Annotated in this window: 8 protein-coding genes; 6 read left to right on the forward strand and 2 right to left on the reverse strand. The window is 66.0% G+C overall.

Features of this window, described 5'->3' with window-relative positions; genetic code table 11:
- Nucleotides 1-36: 36 nt before the first annotated feature.
- The 3 genes from KEC55_RS17530 to KEC55_RS17540 all read left to right on the forward strand — a co-directional run bounded on the left by KEC55_RS17530 (nucleotide 37) and on the right by KEC55_RS17540 (nucleotide 17,458).
- Nucleotides 37-2,280 carry a tetratricopeptide repeat protein gene (locus tag KEC55_RS17530; protein ID WP_282509038.1) on the forward strand — a complete coding sequence of 748 codons (2,244 nt, stop codon included), beginning with the start codon at nucleotides 37-39 and terminating at the stop codon, nucleotides 2,278-2,280.
- Entirely contained in the window at nucleotides 2,277-4,550 is a 2,274-nt protein-coding gene (locus tag KEC55_RS17535; protein ID WP_282509039.1) for a tetratricopeptide repeat protein, read from the forward strand. Before KEC55_RS17530 ends, KEC55_RS17535 begins: the two co-directional genes overlap by 4 nt.
- A gap of 185 nt (nucleotides 4,551-4,735) precedes the next feature.
- Nucleotides 4,736-17,458, forward strand: coding sequence for a filamentous haemagglutinin family protein (locus KEC55_RS17540; protein WP_282509040.1), 12,723 nt, complete (start codon nucleotides 4,736-4,738; stop codon nucleotides 17,456-17,458).
- Nucleotides 17,459-17,798: 340 nt separating this feature from the next.
- On the opposite strand, the gene KEC55_RS17545 is transcribed toward KEC55_RS17540, so the two are convergent.
- Nucleotides 17,799-19,136, reverse strand: a complete 1,338-nt coding sequence (locus KEC55_RS17545) for a substrate-binding domain-containing protein (RefSeq protein ID WP_282509041.1) — start codon at nucleotides 19,134-19,136, stop codon at nucleotides 17,799-17,801.
- A gap of 662 nt (nucleotides 19,137-19,798) precedes the next feature.
- On the opposite strand from KEC55_RS17545, the gene gspF reads away from it, so the two are divergent.
- The gene (gene gspF / locus KEC55_RS17550; protein WP_282509042.1) at nucleotides 19,799-21,016 is read left to right on the forward strand and encodes a type II secretion system inner membrane protein GspF; all 1,218 of its coding nucleotides are present in this window, start codon (nucleotides 19,799-19,801) and stop codon (nucleotides 21,014-21,016) included.
- 13 nt (nucleotides 21,017-21,029) lie between these two features.
- Here gspF and KEC55_RS17555 read toward each other — a convergent pair whose 3' ends face one another.
- Entirely contained in the window at nucleotides 21,030-21,476 is a 447-nt protein-coding gene (locus KEC55_RS17555) for a general secretion pathway protein GspC (protein ID WP_282509043.1), read from the reverse strand.
- Nucleotides 21,477-21,639: 163 nt separating this feature from the next.
- Here KEC55_RS17555 and gspG point away from each other — a divergent pair, with 163 nt between their 5' ends.
- Nucleotides 21,640-22,023, forward strand: a complete 384-nt coding sequence (gene gspG / locus KEC55_RS17560) for a type II secretion system major pseudopilin GspG (RefSeq protein ID WP_230951809.1) — start codon at nucleotides 21,640-21,642, stop codon at nucleotides 22,021-22,023.
- A gap of 10 nt (nucleotides 22,024-22,033) precedes the next feature.
- Complete coding sequence (locus KEC55_RS17565) at nucleotides 22,034-22,531, forward strand: GspH/FimT family pseudopilin (protein ID WP_282509044.1); 498 nt, start codon at nucleotides 22,034-22,036, stop codon at nucleotides 22,529-22,531.
- Nucleotides 22,532-22,614 lie beyond the last annotated feature (83 nt).

Raw genomic sequence — 22,614 nt, forward strand, 5'->3', positions numbered from 1 at the left:
CACACGATACGAACAGCGACAAGTGGGGGCCACACGATGACACCGAACGGGGAAGGGATGACACTCGCGAGCGCGCCGGTCGCGCCGGATCGCCGTCCGCCCGACACCGCGCAACTCGAACGGTTGCTCTTGCGGGCGCGCAAGGCGCACCACGACGGCGCGCTGCAGCATGCGGAACACGCGTATACCGAATTGCTGACGCTCGATCCCGAGCATCCGGAGGCGCTGCACCTGCTCGGCGCGGTGCGCTTCCAGCAAGGGCGCCTCGACGATGCCGAGCCACTGATGCGGCGCTCGATCGAGCGTCGGCCGGTGCCGCTCGCGCTCGCGAATTACGCGGCGGTGCTGACTGGCCTCGGGCGCGAGCACGACGCGCTCGCGCGGCTCGACGAAGCGCTCGCGATCAATCCGGTTCATCAGCGCGTGCTGTTCCAGCGCGCGGGCCTGCTCGCGCAACTCGCGCGGCACGACGATGCGTGTGCGGTCTACGACCGGCTGCTCGAGCTGACGCCCGGTTTTGCCGACGGCTATGTGAAGCGCAGCGACATGCTGCGCGCGCTTGGCCGTCACGACGACGCGCTCGCCGATTGCGATCGATCGGTCGCGCTGGCCGGGCGTTCGTTCGACGCGATGCGCGGGCGCGGTCTCGCGTTGCGCGAACTCGGGCACTTTCGTGATGCGGTCGACAGCTACGGCTACGCGCTTGCGCAGATGCCGGGCAGCGCCGAGGTGCTGTTCCTGCGCGGTGTCGCCTATCTCGACCTGAACGATCCCGTGCGTGCGCTCGCGGATTTCAATGCGGCAATCGCGGCGAGCCCGACCTTCGTCGATGCGATCTTCAACAGCTCGATCGCGCTCGAGCTGCTTGGCCGGCACGACGAGGCGCTCGTGCGCTGCGACCGCGTGCTCGCGATCGATCCGCGCCATGCGCGGGCGCTGGCGAACCGCGGCAACGCCGCCAGCCACCTGGAGCGCTATCGCGATGCGGCCGACAGCTATGCGCGCGCGCTTGACGCGGAACCGCGCAGCACCGGCGTGCTGTGCAACTACGCGAGCGCGCTGATGCGCATCGAGCGTCATGACGATGCGCGCGACATGTGCGACCGTGCGCTCGCGCTCGATGCGGGCTATGTGCCCGCGTGGTTCACGCGCGGCCGCGTGCAGCTTGAAACGCACCGCTACGAGGCCGCGCTCGACGATCTCGCGCGCGTGATCGACGCGACGCCGCGCGACAAGCTCGCGCACTTTCACAAGGGCAATGCGCTGCGCGCGCTGCGGCATCACGACGCCGCGCGGCAGGCGTATGCAGATGCGATCGAGATCGATCCCGACTACGTGCTCGCGCACTGCATGCGCGCGTTTCTGTGTTTGTCGATCGGCGATTTCGAAGCGGGCTGGGCCGAGTATGAATGGCGCTGGCGTGATACGCAGCTCGATGCGAGCCGGCGCACGTTCGCGCAGCCGCGCTGGACGCACGGGATGCCGCTCGACGGCAAGACGATCCTGCTGTACCCGGAACAGGGGCTCGGCGACACGCTGCAGTTCTGCCGTTATGTCCCGCTCGTGAAAGCGCTTGGCGCACGCGTCGTGCTCGAAGCGCCGGTCGAACTGAAGACGCTGTTCGCCACGCTCGACGGTGTCGATGCGCTCGTCGCGCGAGGTGAGCCGCTGCCACCGTTCGACCTGCATTGCCCGCTACTGAGCCTGCCGCTCGAGTTCCGCACGGACCTTGCGTCGATTCCGGCCGGCGCGCCATATCTCGCTGCCGACCCTATGCGTGTCGCGCAGTGGCGCGAACGGCTCGGTGTGGCGCCGCGGCCGCGTGTCGGTCTCGTGTGGTCAGGCAACCCGCTGCACCTGAACGACCGCAACCGCTCGATGACGCTCGCGGATCTGCTGCCGCTGTTCGACGACCGTTACGAGTGGATCAGCCTGCAGAAGGTGGTTCGCGACGAGGATCGCCCGGTGCTCGACGCGAGCGCGGTGCGTTTCGTCGGCGACGATCTTGCGGACTTCGCCGATACGGCGGCGCTGACCGCGCTGATGGACGGCATCGTCAGCGTCGATACGTCCGTCGCGCACCTCGCCGGCGCACTCGGCCGGCCGCTTGCGCTGATGATTCCGCATACGCCCGATTTCCGCTGGCTGCTCGAGCGGGACGACAGCCCGTGGTATCCGTCGGCGCGCCTGTACCGCCAGCCCGAGGGCGGGCAGTGGGCACCCGTCGTCGAGCGGATCGCGGCCGAGTTGCCGACGCTCGTCGGCGGAGGCGCGCGATGAGTGCGCGCCGCGAGGCCGCACCGTCGCCCGGTACCGGCGCCGGCTTCGGCGCAAGCGCCGTGCCGTTGCGCGCGGTGCTCGACGATGCGCTGCGCCAGGCGCGCGCGCGGCTCGAACTGCGTGATTTCGCGGGGGCCGGACGGCTCTACGAAGGCGTGCTGACGATGGCGCCCGACCATGTCGAAGCGCTGCACCTGCTCGGGCTCGTATATCTGCAGCTCGGCGATCCCGCGCGGGCGGAGCCGCTGATCGCGCGCTCGATGCGGTTCGGATTGAACCAGTCGTGGAATCTGGCGAACCACGCGGCGGCGCTGACCGGTGTCGGCCGTCATCGCGATGCGCTCGCGCTCGCCGATCGCGCACTCGCGGCCGATCCGGACCATGCGCCGTCGCATGCGGCACGCGGCGACGCGCTGCTCGCGCTCGCGCAATACGACGCGGCGCTCACGGCCTACGATCGGGCGCTCGTGCGGGAACCGGCACACGCAACGGCGTGGCGCAAGCGCGGCGAGACGTTGCGGTGGCTCGAACGGCCGGCCGATGCGTTGATCAGCATCGAGCGCGCGTTACGGATCGACCCGAACGATGCGGCCGCGAACCTCGAGCGCGGGCATGCGCTGCGAGCGCTCGGTCATCGCGAACAGGCGCTGCACAGCTATCAGCTCGCGATGGTCGCGCGCGGCAAGACACCGGAGATCGTCTACGCGTGCGGCGTCGTGATGACCGAACTCGGCCGCCCGGCCGATGCGCTCGCGTGTCTCGACGAAGGGCTCGCACGGCTGCCGAAAGACGAGCAGTTGCTGTACGCGAGTTGCGTCGCGCTGGATCTGCTGCATGCCCGCGACGAATTGCTGAAGCGCTGCGACCGGCTGCTCGCGCTGAATCGCGGCAACGTCGCGGCATGGGTCGGGCGCGGCAATGCGCTGCTCGGGCTCGAACGTCATGCGGAAGCCGCCCAGGCCTATGCGGAAGCACTGGCGCGCAAACCCGACGATATCGACGCGCGCCGCAACAGCGCGGCCGCGCTGCGTGCGCTTGGCCGGTTCGACGACGCGCTCGCCGATTACGATGCGGCGCTGGCGCTGACGGGCCCGCATGCGGAACTGCATTACAACCGCGCGCTCGCGCTGCAGCAGCTCGGCCGCTACGACGAGGCGCTCGCGAGCCATGCGGCGGCGGCGGCCGCGCCGGCGGACACGGCGCAGGCCCTGTTCACGCGTGCGCTCGCGCGCCAGCACCTCGGCGACGATGCCGCCGCGCTGACCGACTACGCCGATGCCTGCCGGCGCGATCCGAACCACGGCGCCGCGCGCCGTTCCGAGGCGTTTTGCCGGCTGCTGACGGGCGACTTCGACGCGGGCTGGCGGCAGCACGAGGCGCGCTGGGACGCGGCCGACGTGATGCTGCACCGGCGTCATGCGGACCGTCCGCTGTGGACCGGCGACGAACCGCTCGCCGGCCGCACGCTGCTGCTGCATGCGGAGCAGGGTTACGGCGACACGCTGCAGTTCTGCCGCTACGCGAGCCTGGCGCACGACGCGGGGGCGACCGTGATCGTCGAGGCACCGGCCGCACTCGGCGAACTGCTCGGCACGTTGCGCGGCGTGAGCCGGGTCGTCACCGAGGGACAGCCGATGCCGGCGTTCGACCTGCAGTGTCCGCTGATGAGCCTGCCGTTCGCGTTCCGCACGACGCTCGATACGGTGCCGGCCGACGTGCCGTACCTGCGCGCCGATGCGTCGCGGCGTGCCGCGTGGACGCAGCGCATCGACGCGTTAGCGCCGCCGGGCCGGCTGCGGGTCGGGCTCGCGTGGTCCGGCAATCCGCGCCATGCGAACGACGAGAACCGCTCGATACCGTTCGCGATGCTCGCGCCGCTCGTCGGGTGCGATGCGCCCGACGTGACGTTCGTGAGCCTGCAGCCGCAGGTGCGTGCACGTGATGCCGACGCGCTCGCCGCGAGCGGCGTGCTGCCGGTCGCGGACGCGTTGCGGGATTTCTCCGAAACGGCTGCGCTGGTCGACACACTGGATCTCGTGATCAGCGTCGACACGTCGGTCGCGCATCTGGCCGGCGCGCTCGGGCGGCCGGTATGGGTGCTGCTGCCGCGCGTGCCGGACTGGCGCTGGCTGCTCGAGCGCGACGGCAGCCCGTGGTATCCGGCCGCGACGCTGTTCCGGCAGGCGCGGCCGGGAGACTGGCCGGCCGTCGTCGGCCGAGTGGCCGACGCGCTCGGCACGGTGCGCCGCGACCGCACCGAGGCGGCGTGACCGGCCTTCCATGACAAAAGCTACGGACCTTTTCACGGCGGCCGGAATGGTCCGTAACAGTCGCCATGTCGCTGCCATTCGCGCTTCGTATGGTCTTCGGATTCCAGCGGCCTGTTTCGGGCGCAACGACATGTGCGGTGCCGGACCGGCGCCGCGCGCAAATTCCTAGCATCGGGGTGGCAAGAATGGCAGCACGCGCACGTACGGAACGGCAACTTCGCGCAACGGCCTCGCGGTCGGTCCTGAATTCGGAGCTGAGCCCGCTTTACCGGGCGGTCGTGCTGATGCTCGCGGCGGGCGTGTCCGCGCATGCGCATGCGGCGGGCATCACGAACCTCGGGCAGGCCACCGCGCGTGCGTCGGGTGGTGGCGCGGGCGGTGCCGGCGGCGTGCCGGGCATGCCGAATCTCGGCGTGTCGCCGCAGCAGGCGCTGCAGGCGAGCCAGCCGTCGATCCGCAACCTCGGTTATGCCGCGCACGCGATCGCCGCGCAGATCGCCGCGCAGCAGAATGCGGCGGCGGCCGCGGCGAAGCTGCCGCCGACCGTGCCGAACGGGCTCGCGCCGGGCGGGCTGCAGGTGGCGGCGGGCGCGACGGGCGATACGAACAATCCGGTTCTGTGGTTCAACGCGAACGCGCCGACGCAAAACACCGACGCGAGCGGCCACGTGAACGTCGACGTGAAGCAGACCGGGCAGAACGCGGTGCTGACGTGGGAGACGATGAACGTCGGCCGGCAGACGACGCTGAATTTCGACCAGTCGGGCGGCACGCAGACGAACGGCGCGAACAACTGGGCCGTGCTGAACCGGATCAACGATCCGAGCGGGCGGCCGAGCCAGATTCTGGGGAACATCACCGCGCAGGGGGCGGTGTATGTGATCAACCGGAATGGCGTGCTGTTCGGCGCCGGGTCGCAGGTGAACGTGCATTCGCTGGTGGCGTCGTCGCTCGACGTGCTGAACATGAACAACTACAACCAGGCCCTGTTGAACAGCGTGCCGGTTGTGACGGACAACAGTCTCGCGCAGGATGCGGCGGGGATTGTCGCGAGCAACAAGCAGTTCCTGAGCTTGCCGGCAGGAACGACGGGCGGGCTTGCGTATCCGGAGTCGGGCAGTTCGGGCGGGGTGAACGGCAACGGCCGGCTTCCGAACGAGGTGCTCGGTCTTGGCAACCAGGTCAACCTCACGTCGGCGAGCCAGTATCAGCCATGGGGTGACGTCACCATCGAGCAGGGTGCATCGATCACCACGCACGCGAACGGCAATGCGAGCGACGGCGGCTTCGTGATGATCGCCGCACCGAACGTGACGAACGCGGGACATATCAAGGCGACGGACGGGCAGGTGGTGCTGGCGGCAGGCGTCGGGGTGAGCCTGCGGCCCGCGGGTGGCCTGCAGATCAATCCGCAGGTGCTGCTGCCGGAACTCAGCGGAAAGATCACGCTGTTGGGCCCGAACGGCCAGATGACCGACATCACGCCGGCCGGAACGCTGACCAATACCGGCATCGTCGAGGCCGCGCGCGGCAACGTGAACCTGCTCGGCAGTCGCGTCGCGCAGAACGGCGTGGTAGGCGTGACGACGAGCGTCAATTCGCCCGGCGCGATCACGATTTCCACGGTCGACGAATATTCCTCCAACAATCCGACTGGGGCGGCCTATTTCGGGCAGGCGCTTCAGACGACGGATGGCACCGGTGGCGCCAACGACTCACACCGCGCCGGCCTGCTGAGCTTCGGCCCCGATTCGGTGACGACGGTGATGCCGGACGGCAACGGCCAGACGACGCCATCGACGCCCGGCGCGACCTTCACGCCGGGCAGCATCGGCATGACGGCCGGCTCGGTCTGGTTCCAGGGCGGCTCGCTGATCGAGGCGCCCGGTTCGAAGGTATCGGTCGCGGCGCTGACGCCGTCGGCATCGGGCGCCCAGGCGCCGGCCGGCCAGACCGCCGTGCCGGGCCGGATTTATGTCGACAGCGGCGCGACGATCGACGTGTCGGGCCTCGCGAACGTCGAGGTGCCGATCGGGCAGACGCTTGTGACGGTCGACCGTATCGGCCAGAATGAACTCGCCGATTCGCCGCTGCTGCGCAACGGGTTTCTGCTCGGATACAAGAATCTCGTGTTCGACAGCACGCTGACGGGCACGCGCAGCGATGGCGTGTCGTGGGTCGGCAGCCCGATCCTGAACCTGTCGGGCTATGTGAACCTGATTCCGCGCACAGTCGACCAGCTGCTGACCAATGGCGGCTCGATCACGCTGTCGGGCAACGAGGTGATGACCGCGACCGGCTCGTCGATGAACCTGAACGGCGGCTATGTGCATGTCGACGGCGGGATCGTCAACACAACGCGCTTGGTCGATGCGAACGGCGCCATCGTGCCGATCGGGCAGGCGAGTCCGTACGACACCTATGTCGGCATTGCCGGCCAATTCATCGAATCGCATCCACGCTGGGGCGTGACGAAGTCCTGGTACAACCCGCTGCAGACGTCGGGCGCCTATCAGGGCGACTACATCGTCGGCGGCAACGCGGGCACGCTCGATATCTCCGGGCTGCAGTCCACCGTGCTGGACGGTGACATCAGCGCGCAGGCGTTTGGCGGCGCGAAGCAGATGCAGGGCAACAGCCTGCCGCGCGGCGGGACGTTCAACCTCGGCGCCGATCCGAAACTTGACGGCGCCGCGCTGGTGCACCTGACGTCGAACAATAGCGAAGCTGCGTCGGGTACTGCGGGCCTTGTCGTATTGCAGGACAACGCGCCGCAACTCGCCGACATTGCGCCGGGTTTCTCGATCGATACGCCGCTCGACAAAACGGCGCTGCAGGCGCTGCCTGCGACTGATCCGCGCAATGTGCTGACGACCACCGTGGTGCCGGTCGCGACGTTGAACAATGGAGGCTTCGCGAACCTGAACGTCACCGAGGACAGGGCGGGCGGCAAGGGCGTCGTGGTATCGCAAGGCACGCAGCTGAATTTGCAGCCGGGTGGTTCGATTTCGCTTAACAGCCCGGTTCCTGGCGTCGACATCAAGGTCGAAGGCCGTCTGGTCGTGCCGTCGGGGTCGATCACGCTTTCAAGTGGCGGCAACGTCATCGTAGGGCCGCAAGGGGGGATCAGCGCCGCCGGTCAATGGGTGAACAACGACGTACAGGCAGCACCGGGCACGACGCCTGGCAACAGCCAGTTCATCAACGGCGGCACGATCTCGCTGTCGGCCGCGCAGTCCTCTCAAATCGTGAGCGGCGCCGGGTACATGGATACGACGGGGTCGATCCTGTTGCAGCCCGGCAGCGTACTGGACGTGTCGAGCGGTGGCGAGCTGCTGTCGAACGGCCAGATGCTGATGCAGAACGGCGTGCCGGCCGGGCGTGGCGGCAACGTGTTGTTGCAAACCTATGCGGCGATTCCGTTGAAACAGTTCGGTCACGTGACGGACGGCGGCACGAACCTCCCGACGACGCAGCCGGTGGCCGGGACGATTGCGATGGGCGGCACGATTCTGAGCGAAGGCTTTTCGGGCGGGGGCACGCTGACGCTGCAGGCGCTCGGGTTCCGGATCGGCGGCGACGCGGCGGCCGCGTCGCAGTGGGACGTGTATCTCCCCGAGAGCTTCTTTGCACGCCAAGGGTTCGGCAAGTACGTGCTGAACGCGTACTACGATGCGACCGTCGCGCCGGGCGCGATGGTGAGCGTCTCGCAACTGAACCGTATTCCTGATGCGGGTGCGCTGCAACAGGCGGGTACGGGCGCGAACCTGGCGACGGGCGGCCTGACGTCGATCGGCCAGCTCGACGCGTATCACCGGCAAGCGACGAACTTCGTGCTGACGGGCGGCAATGACTCGTCATGGCTGACGTCCGCGGCTGTGCGCCCGACGTACCCGGGCGTCACGGGTGCGGTCACGCTGTCGGAAGGCGCATCGATCCATGCGGATGCCGGTGCGAGCATCGGCCTTGGCTCGCCGGCGCAGGTCACGGTACTCGGCTCGATCGTCGCACCGGGCGGGTCGATCACGCTGAGCGCGGACGGGAACGGCACGTATGCGCAGGCCGGGCAGTTCAGCACCGGCTTCATGAGCCCGAGCCAGTCGGTCTGGCTCGGCGCGAATGCTTCGCTCGACGTATCGGGCACGGCATTGGCCAATCCGCTTGCGGCGCCGGTCAAGATTGGCGCGACGACGGTCGTGCCGAACACGGGCAAGGTGCTGGCGGGCGGCTCCGTCACGATGTCGAGCGATACGGGTTACGTGGTCGCGCAGTCGGGTTCGAAGATCGACGTATCCGGCACGTCGGCGACATTCGACCAGTTGCAGCCCAATGGCACATACGCGTCGCAGGCGGTGTGGAGCGACGCCGGCTCGATCACGCTGTCGGCGGCGAACGGGTTGTTCGCGGATGCGACGCTGGCCGGGCATCCGGGCGCCGTGCAGGCACGGGGCGGCACGCTGACGATCCTGCCGAGCCAGGCGAACCCTCAGAGCAACGGTTCGACCGCCACCGCGCTCGTCGTGCGGCAAGACGGTACATTCGTGCCCGCGGGCCTGATGCCCGGACAGAGTTTCTCGTCGGCGATCGATTCGACCACCGGCTTGCCGATCGGGCAGTCGAGCGGCGTCCTTCAGTTCGCGGCGGACCGGCTCGACGGGTCCGGCATCGCCAATCTGGTATTGGGCAGCGGCATACCGCCCAACGGTGCGCCATCAATACCGATCCTGTTTGCCGGCGACGTCACGCTGTCGTTGCCGGAATCCGTGACGTTGAACACGGGGCGCGTCGCCGCCATCGGCATGGGGCAACTGTCGTCGCTGCTGTCGACACCCGCGCGCACGGCCGACGGAACGCTTGCGGCGGCCGCCGACGGCTTGCTCGCGCAACCGCAGCCGTCGTTGGGCACGACGGTCGAGATCGATGCGCCGTACGTCGCGTTGTCGGGGCCACCCATCCAGTCGCTGTCGCAGCAGTTCAAACCGGTCGCGGCACTGTCCGATGCGACGCTGAACGTGAATGCATCGTTCATCGGTCTGAAGAACCAGTTCCAACTCAACAATTTTGCGCGTGCGAACTTCACGAGCAGCGGAGATATACGCCTGAGCTCGACGAACGCGGGTCAGTCCCAGGCGGCCCCCGCGCCGGGGATTCTTTATACACCAGGCAATCTGGCCTTCAAGGCGGCGGATCTGTATCCGTCCACCGGCAGCACGTTCATCGTCGACGCGGTCGGCCCGACCGATTCGGCAACGGGCAAACCGGCGCCGACGACGGTCACATTCGCGTCGAACGGCGCGTCCGGCACGCCGCTTTCCGCGGGCGGCGTGCTACTCGTGGATGCGACGAACATCGTGCAGGGCGGCACGGTGCGCGCACCGTCCGGCACGATCGTGTTTGGCGTAGGCGATCCGTCGAATGCGGCGACGCAGGCCCGGTTTGCCGGGTTGCCGCTCGTCGCCACGGACTCGGTCAAGCTGGCGAGCGGCAGCGTGACGTCGGTCTCGAATGGCGGCTTGGTCATTCCGTACGGCACGACGATCGACGGGGTCGAGTGGCAGTTCAATCCGCTTGCCGGCAACACGACGCCCGACCTGACCGCGCCGCCCGCGAAATACGTGGGCGTGAACGGCAGCAATGTCGCGCTCGACAAGGGCGCGACGATCGACTTGTCCGGCGGTGGCGATCTGCAGGCCATCGAATGGGTGCCGGGCACCGGTGGCACGCGCGATGTGCTGTCGCAATACAACGTGAGCTATGCAAGCGGCAAGGGCGGCACGGCCGTGCCGGTCAATGTCGGGGCCGGCAACGTCTATGCGATCGTGCCGGGCAAGCAGTCACCGGTCGCGGCGTATGACCCGACCCTTGCGCAGACGATACAGCCGTCCACCAATGACAACGGCACGGCAACGACCGCGACGGCGACGATGGGCGTCGGGCAGGCGAGCCTGACCGACCCGGTCGGCAAGGCCGTGTATCTATCGGGTGTGCCGGGGCTGGCGCCAGGCTACTACACGCTGCTGCCGGGCAAGTACGCGACGCTGCCGGGCGCGTATCGCGTCACGGTATCGAGCACGGCCGGCAATCTCGTGCCGGGCGCGAGCCAGGTGCTGCAGGACGGCACGGTCGTGACGGCCGGCTATTTCGCCGACGCGTTGACGGGCAGCCGAAGCGCGACGCCGACGCTGTTCAACGTGCAGTCGAACAATGTTTGGCAGCGGTACTCGCAATACACGCTGACGGGCGCGAACGCGTATTTCACGAAACTTGCCGCGACGAAGGGCAACGTGACGCCGCCGCTGCCGGTGGACGGCGGTCAACTGGTGCTGGCGGCGACGAAGGCGCTGACGCTCGGCGCGACGCTGAATGCGGCCGCCGGTGCGGGCGGCGCGCCGGCCCAGGTCGACATCGCGTCGCAGGACATCCAGATCACCGGTAACGGCAGCGCGGCGCTGCCCGGCTATCTGCAGATCGGCAGCGACGCGCTCGATTCGCTGAACGCGGGCAGCCTGCTGATCGGCGGCACGCGCGCGGCGACGACCAGCGGCGTCACGATCACGCCGATCGCGAACAGCGTCGTCGTGTCGAACGACGGAAACACGGCGCTGAAGGGCCCCGAGATCCTGCTTGTCACGAAGACCGACGGCAGCGGCACCGATCCGAACGCGGCGAACGGCTTGCGCATCGATGCCGGTGCGTCGATCGCCGCGCAGGGCGATTACCCGGCAGCCAAGGATCAGCCGATCGCGATCGCCGGCGACGGCGCGTTGCTGCGCGTGTCGAACGGCGCGATGGCGCCGCTGTCGCGCACCGGTGGCACGGGCAAGGGCTTGCTGGCGGTCGGCGCGGGCGCGACGCTCGCGGGTGGACAGGCATTGCTGCTCGATTCGTCCGGCGACCTGAAGGTCGATCCGTCCGCCGTGCTGTCAGCCAAGGCGATCACGGCTGACGGTTCCGCGATTACGTTCACCAACGCGAGCGGCGCGTCGGCGGCGAGCCTGCCGGGCTTCGTCGTCGATCCGGCCGGCCTCGCGCAGTTCGCGAACGCGCAGCAGGTCACGCTGCGCAGCTACGGCGCGATCGGATTCGTCGGCGACGTGAACGCGACGTTCGGCAACAGCGTCGATCTGAGTGCCGGCACGTTCACGAGCGATGGCGGTCACGTCACGCTGAATGCACAGCAAATCGCGTTCACGAACGAATTGGGCGCGGCGCCCGGCACGACGACGGCCGGAAACGGCACGCTGACGGTCAACGCGAAAGAGATCGACTTCGGCACGGGCACGAAGGCGGCAAGCGGCTTCGGTTCGGCGGCGATGAACGCGACGGGCGGCATCGTCGGCCAGGGTACCGGCACGTTCGACTTCGGCGCATTGCCGGTCACGCTCAATGCACCGGTCTACCTCGCCGATACGAGTTCGGCCGCCACCGTGAAGACGACGGGCGCACTGACGCTGAACGGGGCGTCGGGCACGGCGTTGAAGCGCGATGCGGTTGGCGGTGCATGGACCTTCATCGGCGGTACCGTCGTCGACAACGGTGCGACGATCAGCGCGCCGGCCGGCAACGTGACGCTCGAGGCGACGACCAGCAACCTGACGATCGGCGGCGGATCGACGGTCAGCGCGGCGGGCGTGTCGAAACAGTTTTTCGATGTGACACGCTACGCGCCGGCCGGATCGATTGCGTTGACGGCCGACGCGGGCACCGTCGACGTGCAGGCCGGCTCGACGCTCGATTTCTCCGGGGCCAGCGGCGGTGGCGCGGCAGGCGCTCTTTCGCTGTCGGCGCCGCAACAGGTCGTGAACCTGAACGGCACGATCAAGGGCGGCGCGGCGAGCGGCTATGCGGGCGGCTCGTTCTCGCTCAATACGGGCGGCGCGGCGGATCTCGATGCGCTGTCGAAGACGCTCGCATCGAGCGGCGTGAACCAGGCGATCACCGTCCACACGAAGACGGGCAACCTGACGCTGTCGCAGGGCAACACGCTCACCGCGCACTCGGTGCTGCTGACGGCCGACGGCGGTTCGGGAAGGTCGGCCGATACGGCGAACGGCAACGTGAACGTGCTCGGGACGATCGATGCGTCCGGCAAGGCAGGCGGCGAGATCGACCTGTACGGCCGCAACGGTGTGGACATCGAAGGTTCGTTGCTGGCGCGCGGCTCCGATCCGAACCAGCGCGGCGGCAAGGTCAATATCGGCACGACCGCATGGTTCGACCCGACGATCGTCGACGCGAACGGCAACTCGGTCGCGTACAACGCGACCTATGGTTACGAGAACATCCTGCGTGCGAACGCGGGCGCGATCACGCTCGGCGCGAATGCGCTGATCGATGTGTCAGGCGGGACGGCCGGCGGTTTGTCGGGCGGCACGGTGAATTTCCGCGCGCCGCTGCTGGCTGACAACGGCGTGAAGGTCAACCTGCCGGATACGTTCAACGACGGCAAGGGCATCGTCGGTTCGCGCGCGACGACGCTCGAGGCGTATGCGGTCTGGAGCACGACGGATGCGACGACGGGTGCGAAGCACTTCGACGGTGTCATCGACCCGGCGGGATGGTACGACAAGAGCGGGCATCTGCTGGCTGGCACGTTCACTGCGCAAGGGGCGTCCGGCACGCCGGCGACGTTCTCGTTCGCGCCGGACGGTTCGGGCGGCGGCACGTTGACGAACCAGACTACCGGCGTGGCGACGAGCGTCACGCAGGTGCAGCTTCAAGGCGGTGACAAGGATATTGGTTTCGGCGGGCTGAACAACATGTACTTCGCGCCCGCGAGCGGCGGCGCGAATGCGGATCACCAGACTTTCTACGGATATCAGAACGGCGATGCGTCGACTGCGACGCCGGGCACGCTGATGGGGTTTGTACAGCACGGGCTCGATACGCTGGTCGATCCGTTTGCCGGCAAGAACATCGCGAACGCACGCATCGTGCCGGGGATCGAGCTCGACAACCCGAGCCCGGCGATCAACGGCGGCGATATTCAGGTGCTGACGAACTGGAACCTCGGGGCGGGTGCATCGCCGACGAATCTCGCGTTCCGGTTCGACGGGCAGGCGCCGATTGTGACGCTGCGCGCCGAGAACAACGTGAAGGTGAAGGCGAGCCTGTCGGACGGGTTCTTCCAGATCGCAAACCCGTTGGGTGGTGGAGGGACGATTCCGGTGCCGCCGTTGTCGACGTTGGCGGCGGCGCAGGCGATTTATGGCGCGCCGGCGGGGCACTATGGGTACGGACTCGCGTTTTGGACGAGCTATGGTCTGGCGTCCGGTCCGGGGCAACCGGTCGGAGGTGCGCCAGACGAAGTTGCCGAATACTATGCACTTTATACGGCGTACGCGAATTTCCTGGACCAGACCGCCACGAGCCTTTCGTCGGCGCTGGGACCAGGCTGGTCGCCGAACGACACCAATGTCGAGATTATCTATGGGATTCGGGTCTCCAACTCCAGCACGATGCTACCCGGTCAGCCAACGGCTCCGGTTGCGCCGACCGTGGCCGAGCAGGCGTCGAATCCTGGATCCTATCTGATCTATCTTAATCAGTATCAGAAGTATCTGTCCGATTCTGTACAGTTTGTGGTTCAGCACCAGCAATGGCCGCTGGTAACCAGTGTCGATGCACCAAAGGTTCAGCCTGTATCGGTCATTGCAACAACGACGATCAACGTGCCGGCAGTAACGGACAATACGCCATCTCCGACGTCGGTTGCGACCGTTCCCATTCCTCTTGTGTCTGCGTCGCTGACGGGCGGCTCGAGCAGTTCCTTCCGTGTAGTGGCAGGGGCGGATCTGAACAGTACGAATCCGCTGGCGCTTCAGGCGCGGACCGCAGGAAGCGGATCGAACGGCAAGAGCGTAACCTTCGACGGGCATACGACGTTCGTCGACAGCAACGGCCTGGCAATTCTGGCGCCGACGATGATACGCACCGGTACCGGGTCGATCGATATCTCGGCCGGCAATGACGTCGCGCTGTTCGACAGCAGTTCGATACAGCCGAACAGTCCTGACATCACCGTTCCTGGCGTGATTTACACAGGCGGCGCGCCTGCGGCGGGGGCGCCGGCCGGCACGGGCCTGTCGATCATTCATGGCCTGAACAACAATCCGGATATTCTGGTCACGTCCGCCGTCAATCCGGATTCGGCCGGCGATATCACGATTCGTGCACAGGGCGATATCACGGGCGCCGAGTATCTGACCGATGTGAACGGTACCGTGACCGGACGTCCGGGCGCAAATATCAGCCAGTTCTGGTGGCAGTGGATGCAAATCGGCAATCCGACCGGCCAGGTCGGCGCAATCAATCCCGCGACGCAGATCGTCCAGTCCTCGATCAACTTCGGTGCGTTCGGTCAGGGTGTATTGAGCGCTGGCGGGAACGTGTCCGTGTCGGCGGGTGGAAATATTTCCGACCTGTCGGTGTCGTTGCCGACCACGTGGTATCTGACTGGTTCGAACACGGATAACCCGACGGTCAATACGGTTGGCGGCGGCAACCTGTCGGTGCGAGCAGGACGGGACATTCTGAGCGGCGGCTATTTCGTCGCGAAGGGAACCGGAACGATCACGGCGGGCGGGAAGATCGGGTCGGATATTGCGGTGCCTTCGTCAGTCGACGGCCAGCCTGCCGTCACGATGGATACGCTGCTGGCGACACAGGACGGCGTGCTCGACGTAAGCGCGCGACAAGGCGTCAGCATCGGGCGTGTGTTCGATCCGTCGTATGTGCAGAGCACGGCACTGTTGAATGCGTATAGGCAGCAGGCCGACATGAAGGGCTATTCGTCCACGTCCGCCGTCAATGTCGTGTCGACGACCGGTGACGTCGCGATCGGCACGCTCTCGAACATCAGCCTGATCGGCGGTGGCTCGGACGCATTCCAGGCACCGGGGCGCGGCGACTTTTCGTCAGTCCTGCCGGCGTCGATGAACGTGACTGCGTTGACTGGCGGTATCACGCTGGCGGCCAGCGGCGTGCTCTATCCGTCTGCATCAGGCAACCTGAGTCTGATCGCTGATCAATCGGTCAATCTGTCGAGTGTCAATGGAATGGGTTGGGACGGACGTGCGGTGTTCGGTATGTTCGACATCGACCCGTCCGCGATGCCGTCGCCGTCGAAGCCAAATGTTCTCGTCGCGAACCCGACGATTGCATCGGCGGCGGCGCATGATCCGGTTGCCCTGCATGGCGACGATACCGTACCGGCGCGGATCTACAGTTTGAACGGCGATATTGTTGATAGCGTACCGGGAAATACGTCAATCTTGAATGTCGTGGTTCCGGTAGTGATCGACAAACCGGCGTTGATCCAGGCCGGCCGGGATATCGTCAATTTGTCCTTCCTGGGACAAAATTTGCGCAGATCCGACGTGACGCGGATCGTGGCGGGGCGCGACATCTACGATACGCTCGCGTTGGGCTTGCCTGCGCTGAATATCGGCGGTCCCGGCACGTTCGACATCGAAGCCGGCCGCAATATCGGACCGTTGGCCAATCTGTCGGGCATAACGAACGCGGCTGGCATAACCACCGGTATCAACGCGATAGGCAACGCAAACAATCCGTATTTGCCCCACGAGAGCGCGAACATCAATGTACTGTTCGGTGTCGGGCCAGGTATCGATACCGCTTCGTTCGTCTCGACGTATGTCGATCCGGCGAAGTCCGTGCCGGGTGTTTCCAGCGCGACGCCCGCGCTCGTTACGTTCATGGAGCAATACGAGGCGGGCCTCTCGGTCGATACGGGGCTGGTCAACGATCAGCCGGCGATCAGACCGTTGAGCGCGGACGAGGCTTGGTCGAAATTCAAGGCGCTGCCGCAGTATGTCCAGCAGCTCTTTGCCGAGCAAGTGTTGTTCAAGGTCCTGACCAGCGTCGGCGAGGATTACAACAACCCGGCCAGTCCGTACTATCAGAAATATGCACGTGGCTACGAGGCGCTCAATTCGATGTTTCCGGCTTCGCTGGGCTACACGGCAAACAATCTCGGCGGCGGCAGCAACGGTGCGAACAAGCTGGCCGATACGGGCGACCTGGATATTCGCAGTACGACCATCCAGACACAACAGGGTGGTAACGTATCGATCCTTGGCCCGGGCGGGCAGGCGCTGATCGGGAGTACATCCGCACCGCCTCAGATCGTCGACAGTGCGACCGGCAAGACGATTGCCGGGCCCGGAACGATGGGGGTCCTCACGCTCGAGAAGGGTGACATCAACATCTTTACGGACCGCAGCGTGCTGCTCGCCCAGAGCCGGATCTTCACCGAGCAGGGCGGCGACATGACGATCTGGAGTTCGAACGGCGACATCAACGCGGGCAAGGGCGCGAAGTCGTCGGCGGATACACCTGCGCCGCAATACGTGTGCGACGCGAATCACTATTGCACGGTCGACGCACGCGCGCAGGTCACGGGCGCGGGCATTGCAACGTTGCAAAGCGTGCCGGGCGTGCCGATCGGTACGATCAACCTGATCGCACCGCGCGGCACGGTCGATGCGGGCGATGCGGGGATTCGCGCGGGCAACCTGAACGTCGCTGCGTTGCGCGTGGTGAATGCCGACAACATTCAGGTGACCGGCAAGGCGACCGGCATCCCGCTCGTGCAGGCGGTGAATACCGGTGCGCTGACGGCCGCGAGTGCGGCCGCATCGGCTGCCACTCAGGTGGCGCAGGATATCGCGAAGAACAACGCGGCCGGAGGCGCGGTGCGGCGCTGGACGATCTCGGTGCAGGTCGAAGGCTTCGGTGATGCGGGTGGAGACGGCGCGAAGAAGCACAAGCAGCAGGTCGGCTACGATTCGTCGAACGCGGTGTCGATTCTTGGTTTCGGTCAACCCGGGGCCACGCAACGGGCCACGTTGACATCGGAGGAGCGTGACAGGTTGGGCAAGATCTGATCGAGGCGAAGCGTTGCGCGACGCGGGCTGCCGGTATTATCGGCGCTCGCGTTTTTTATGCGGGCGCTGCATGGATCGTTCGATCAAAGAGGGGATGAGTTTCCCCCCGCGACCCGGATCCTTGCGGGTCGATGAGCGGCACGGAACGATCTGAATCGACAGCTCGTTTGCCCGGACTCGTTACGTATCGTTGGACGATGTGGCCTTTCCGATTGCAATGACATGGGCTAGGGGAATACGGACCACCCGATGTACAGGTTGTTGGCTATCAAATAAAACTGCGCCCCTGGTATCCCAGGGGCGCAGCGGTCTGAATCTCTGTAGTCAGTGTGTCGACGACTTAACGGCCGACCACCGTACCCGTGCAGACGCTCGCGTTGCCGATGTCGAGGTTCCACGTGCTCGTGTTGCTCAGGAAGTCGTTCGAGATGGCCGTCTGGTAGTTCGACGGAACCGTGTCGAAGCCGTTGCCATGAACGATCGACGCGAAGCTGGCGTTCGTGTAGTGGTTGTTCAAGAAGTCATGAACAGCCGTCTTGACGGTCGCATCCTTGTAGCACTGGCTCAGGATGATCTGGCTGGTGCCGGAAACCGGGTAGCCCGACACCGGGTTGCCGGCGGCCGGCACCCATTGCGAAGGATCCGACGCGCCGGCCTTGAGTGCCGGCGGCTTGACCGTACCGAGTGCGGTCGTCGCATTCGCATACGTCGGTGCGTAATACGCGCTGTTCTTCGCGTTCACGAGGCTCGCCACCGGCAGTTGCAGCGCGCCGGCCGACGTCACGACCGTGCTCGACGGGGCGAGGAACGTGTTCGTGTAGTCCGGGCTCAGGTATGCGATGGCTGCCGTACCGGCCGACGAGAAGCTCGCCACGGCGTTACGCACGCCACCGCTGCCCGATGCCGCGACGAAGTTCGCCGGCACCGTGCCGCCAGGGAACGATGCCGTGAACGTCAGCGAATCGGCGAACGTGACGCCCGCGTTCGTGTTGGTCGTCGTACACACGGCGGCCAGATGGCGCGTCAGCAGTTCGGTCGTGCCGCTGCCGTCCGCGCGATAAACCACCTTGATCGGCGTGCTGGTCGTCGTGTACGGCGAGCCGGTTTCCGGATTGATCAGCGCGTTGGTCCGGACGCCGTTGACGATGGTGCCGGCCCAATCGGTGATACGACCCGAGAAGATGCCGCACAGATCGTCGTCGTTCAGCGCGATGCTGTGCGCTTGACCCGGCGTCGTTTGCGGCGTCGTCGTGCTCGTGACGGCCGGGCCGTTGACGACCGGCACCGTGATCGGCGTGACGATGTACGGGATCTGGATCAGCGGGCCGTTGGTCGCGCCGAGGCCGGCCTTGTACGACGTGAGCTGGGCGGTCGACAGGGCCGCATCGCTGTTCGCGAAGTGGACCGTGCCCGTGACCGTCGAGCCGAAATACGTCGGCTGGTTGTTCAGGAACGCGTTCTGACCGGCGCCCGAACCCACCGAGAAATACGTGAACGAGCCTTCGGACGTGCCGAACAGGCCGATTTCGGTCGCGGCATTGCCGATCGCGCCGATGGTCGGGGCGACGAGCGACGAACCGCCGCCTTGCACGTTCGGCGAGGCCATCGCGGCCGTGGCGCCCAGACCGGAAACAACGAGAGCGAGGACTTGACAGATCTTGCGCTTGCTGGATTTCATGAGAAATTTCCTTGGACGAAGATAAACGGGAACCCCTGCTACTGCGGTTGGAATGCTTATGGACCGCCGGGTAAATGTAGGGGGAAATCCGAATGACGCGTGTGAATTTTTCATAACGAATGGTGCGTAACATTTTTAACGAAAAGCTCATTGTGTTATTCGGATTGATAAAGCGTTGGCGGGAGCGTTATTCGGCGCAAGCTGGGGCGTTCAGATACTGGGATTCAGTCGGAAGTGTTCGACGGATCGTGCGTGGGAGCCGGCGTCACGCTTGATGGAAGCTGTTGAAGATGCACACGATCCCGCGCAGTGCTATCCCAACTTCAAGACGGTTTTGTGGCGGATGTTACGGAACATTCCGTGCGTCGATGAATATCTTCAAGTTTGATGAATTTATCTCACTGGTCGCGTGAATCTGTAAATTGATGGTCGATGATGGCTGCTTGTATTTAATGCGTGGTCGATTAATTGATGGAATAAAAATGAAATCGTTTTTACGTTATAAGAATAACGACACCAGGTAGTAAACCCGCCCAAAAAGGTAGCCCAACATCCGTCACAAATTTGCGCCGGTTCGCTCCGTAGTCTTCCTCGGCGACTCCGTCCGGCATGCTGCGCGACGTCATCGAAAGCAGTCGCGCACGTGACAGGAGAGCACCGGCATGTCGGCATTCCGCTATGAAGCGATCGATCCCACCGGCCGCACGCTGAAAGGCGTGCTCGAAGCCGACAGCGCGCGTGCAGGCCGCAGCCATCTACGCACGCAGGGCCTCACGCCGCTCGTCGTCGAATTGGCCGCGCAACGTCTGCATGGCGAGCGCCATCAACGGCTATCGCTCGGCCGAAAACTGTCACAGCGCGAGCAGGCGATCATCACGCGCCAGCTTGCGAGCCTGCTGGTTGCGGGGCTGCCGCTCGACGAATCGCTGTCGGTGCTGAGCGAGCAGGCCGAGCGTGAATATGTGCGCGAGCTGATGGCGTCGATCCGCGCGGAAGTCGTCGGCGGCCATTCGTTCGCGAATGCGCTGACCCAGCATCCGCGCGATTTCCCGGAAATCTATCGTGCGCTGGTCGCGGCCGGTGAGCACACGGGCAAGCTCGGCATCGTGCTGTCGCGCCTGGCCGACTACATCGAACAAAGCAACGCGCTGAAACAGAAGATCCTGCTTGCGTTCACGTATCCGGGCATCGTCACGCTGATCGCATTCGGCATCGTCACGTTCCTGTTGAGCTACGTGGTGCCGCAGGTCGCGAACGTGTTCACCAGCACCAAGCAGCAACTGCCGACGCTGACGGTCGTGATGCTCGCGCTGTCGGATTTCGTGCGGCACTGGTGGTGGGCGTCGCTCGTGGCAACGGTCGCGATCGTCTATGCGATCCGCAAGGTGCTGTCGCGCGATGCGCCGCGGCTCAGGTTCGACACGTGGCTGCTGACCGCACCGCTGGCAGGCAAGCTCGTGCGCGGCTACAACACGGTGCGCTTCGCGAGCACGCTCGGCATCCTCACCGCCGCAGGCGTGCCGATCCTGCGCGCGCTGCAGGCGGCCGGCGAGACGTTGTCGAACCGTGCGATGCGCGCGAACGTCGACGACGCGATCGTCCGTGTGCGCGAGGGCTCGGCGCTGTCGCGCGCGCTGGCCCATACGAAGACGTTCCCGCCGGTACTCGTGCACCTGATCCGTTCGGGCGAGGCGACGGGCGACGTGACGACGATGCTCGATCGCGCATCCGAAGGTGAATCACGCGAACTGGAGCGCCGGACGATGTTCCTGACGAGCCTGCTCGAACCGCTGTTGATCCTCGCGATGGGCGGCGTGGTGCTCGTGATCGTGCTCGCGGTGATGATGCCGATCATCGAGCTGAACAACATGGTGCAGTGATGCGCGGTTCGGTTCAGCGCACGAACGCGTTGGCTTTCTCCGTGGCGGGCAGCGCGATCTCGCGTTGCAGGCCGTTGCGGTCGACGACGATCGAGCGCGCGCGAACCTCGGCAAGCTTCGCGGCTTCACCGAGCGCCGCGCCGAGCGACACGACGCGCGATGCTTCGCCACCGACGCTGACGATCGCGGCGGCGCGGCGCGCATCGAAGGCGAGCACGCCGAGCAACTGGATGGCATCGCGGCCGTCGTCGGGTTTCGCGCCGAACAGCCGCGCGCCGGCCGCAACGTCGATTGGCGAGGGCGGCGGTGCAAGCGACGCGACCGGCGCATCGGCGGCGCTCAATACGCGCACGGCCCACAGCGACACGGCAGCGAGTGCCGCGGCGGCGGCGAGCGTCGCCGCAAGCGGCACGAGATCGGTGCGGGACGGCGCGATGCGAAGCAGGTCGAACGGTTTCATGGGGACAGGCCGATGCAATGGACAGAAGATGTTTTCCATTCTTTGCTGCGAGGGTGAATGCATGATGACGGGCTTCAACGAAACTCGAGCGTCGTCGTACGCCGGCCAGTCGTGTGGACACACGCGTCGCCGCACCCAACGCGGCTTCACGCTGATCGAGATCATGGTGGTGGTCGCGATTCTCGGGATTCTCGCGGCGCTGATCGTGCCGAAGATCATGAGCCGCCCGGACGAGGCGCGCCGTATCGCCGCGAAGCAGGACATCGGCACGATGATGCAGTCGCTGAACCTGTATCGCCTCGACAACGGTCGTTATCCGTCGCAGGAGCAGGGGCTGACCGCGCTGGTCCAGAAGCCGGCCACCGATCCGGTGCCGAACAACTGGAAGGACGGCGGCTATCTGGAGCGGTTGCCGAAGGATCCGTGGGGCAATGCGTATCAGTACCTGAACCCCGGTGCGCACGGCGCGATCGACGTGTTCAGCTACGGTGCGGACGGCAAACCGGGCGGCGAGGGGAACGATGCGGATATTGGCTCATGGCAGTAACGGCACACCCATGAAGCGCATGAACATGCGGCTGCGATCACGTCGATATCGTCAATCGGGCTTCACGCTGCTGGAGATGCTCGTCGTACTCGTGATCGTCGGGCTGCTGGTCGCGGTCGTGACGCTCGCGCCGTCGCGCAATCGCCGCACCGATCTGGCGGAGGAGGCGCAACGGCTGGCGAACCTGCTCGAATCGGCCGGCGACGAAGCGCAGGTGCGGTCGATGCCGATCGCGTGGCAGCCGGTCGGCGGCGGCTATCGCTTTGTGCAACGTACCGAAAGCGGCGGCTGGGCGCCGATGACAGACGACCTGTACCGCGCACGCCGCTGGGGCACCGTGGTGACGGGCGTGTCGGTGCGCTATACGGGCGGCGGCGAAGTGCCGTCACGTGTGGTGCTCGGCAGTGAAAGCATCGACGTGCCCGTGACGATCACGCTGTGGTCGGGCGACGTGCGAATGGCCGTCGTCGGCACGGGTATCGGCAACTTCGTCGTACGCCGGCCGTGAGCGACGCGTGGCACGTGACGTGAACACGATGCGCGCACGCGCCGCGATTGAATCGCGCCGCTGCACGCTTCACCTGACTGTCA

Source organism: Burkholderia cepacia (assembly GCF_029962485.1).
Classification (GTDB): domain Bacteria; phylum Pseudomonadota; class Gammaproteobacteria; order Burkholderiales; family Burkholderiaceae; genus Burkholderia.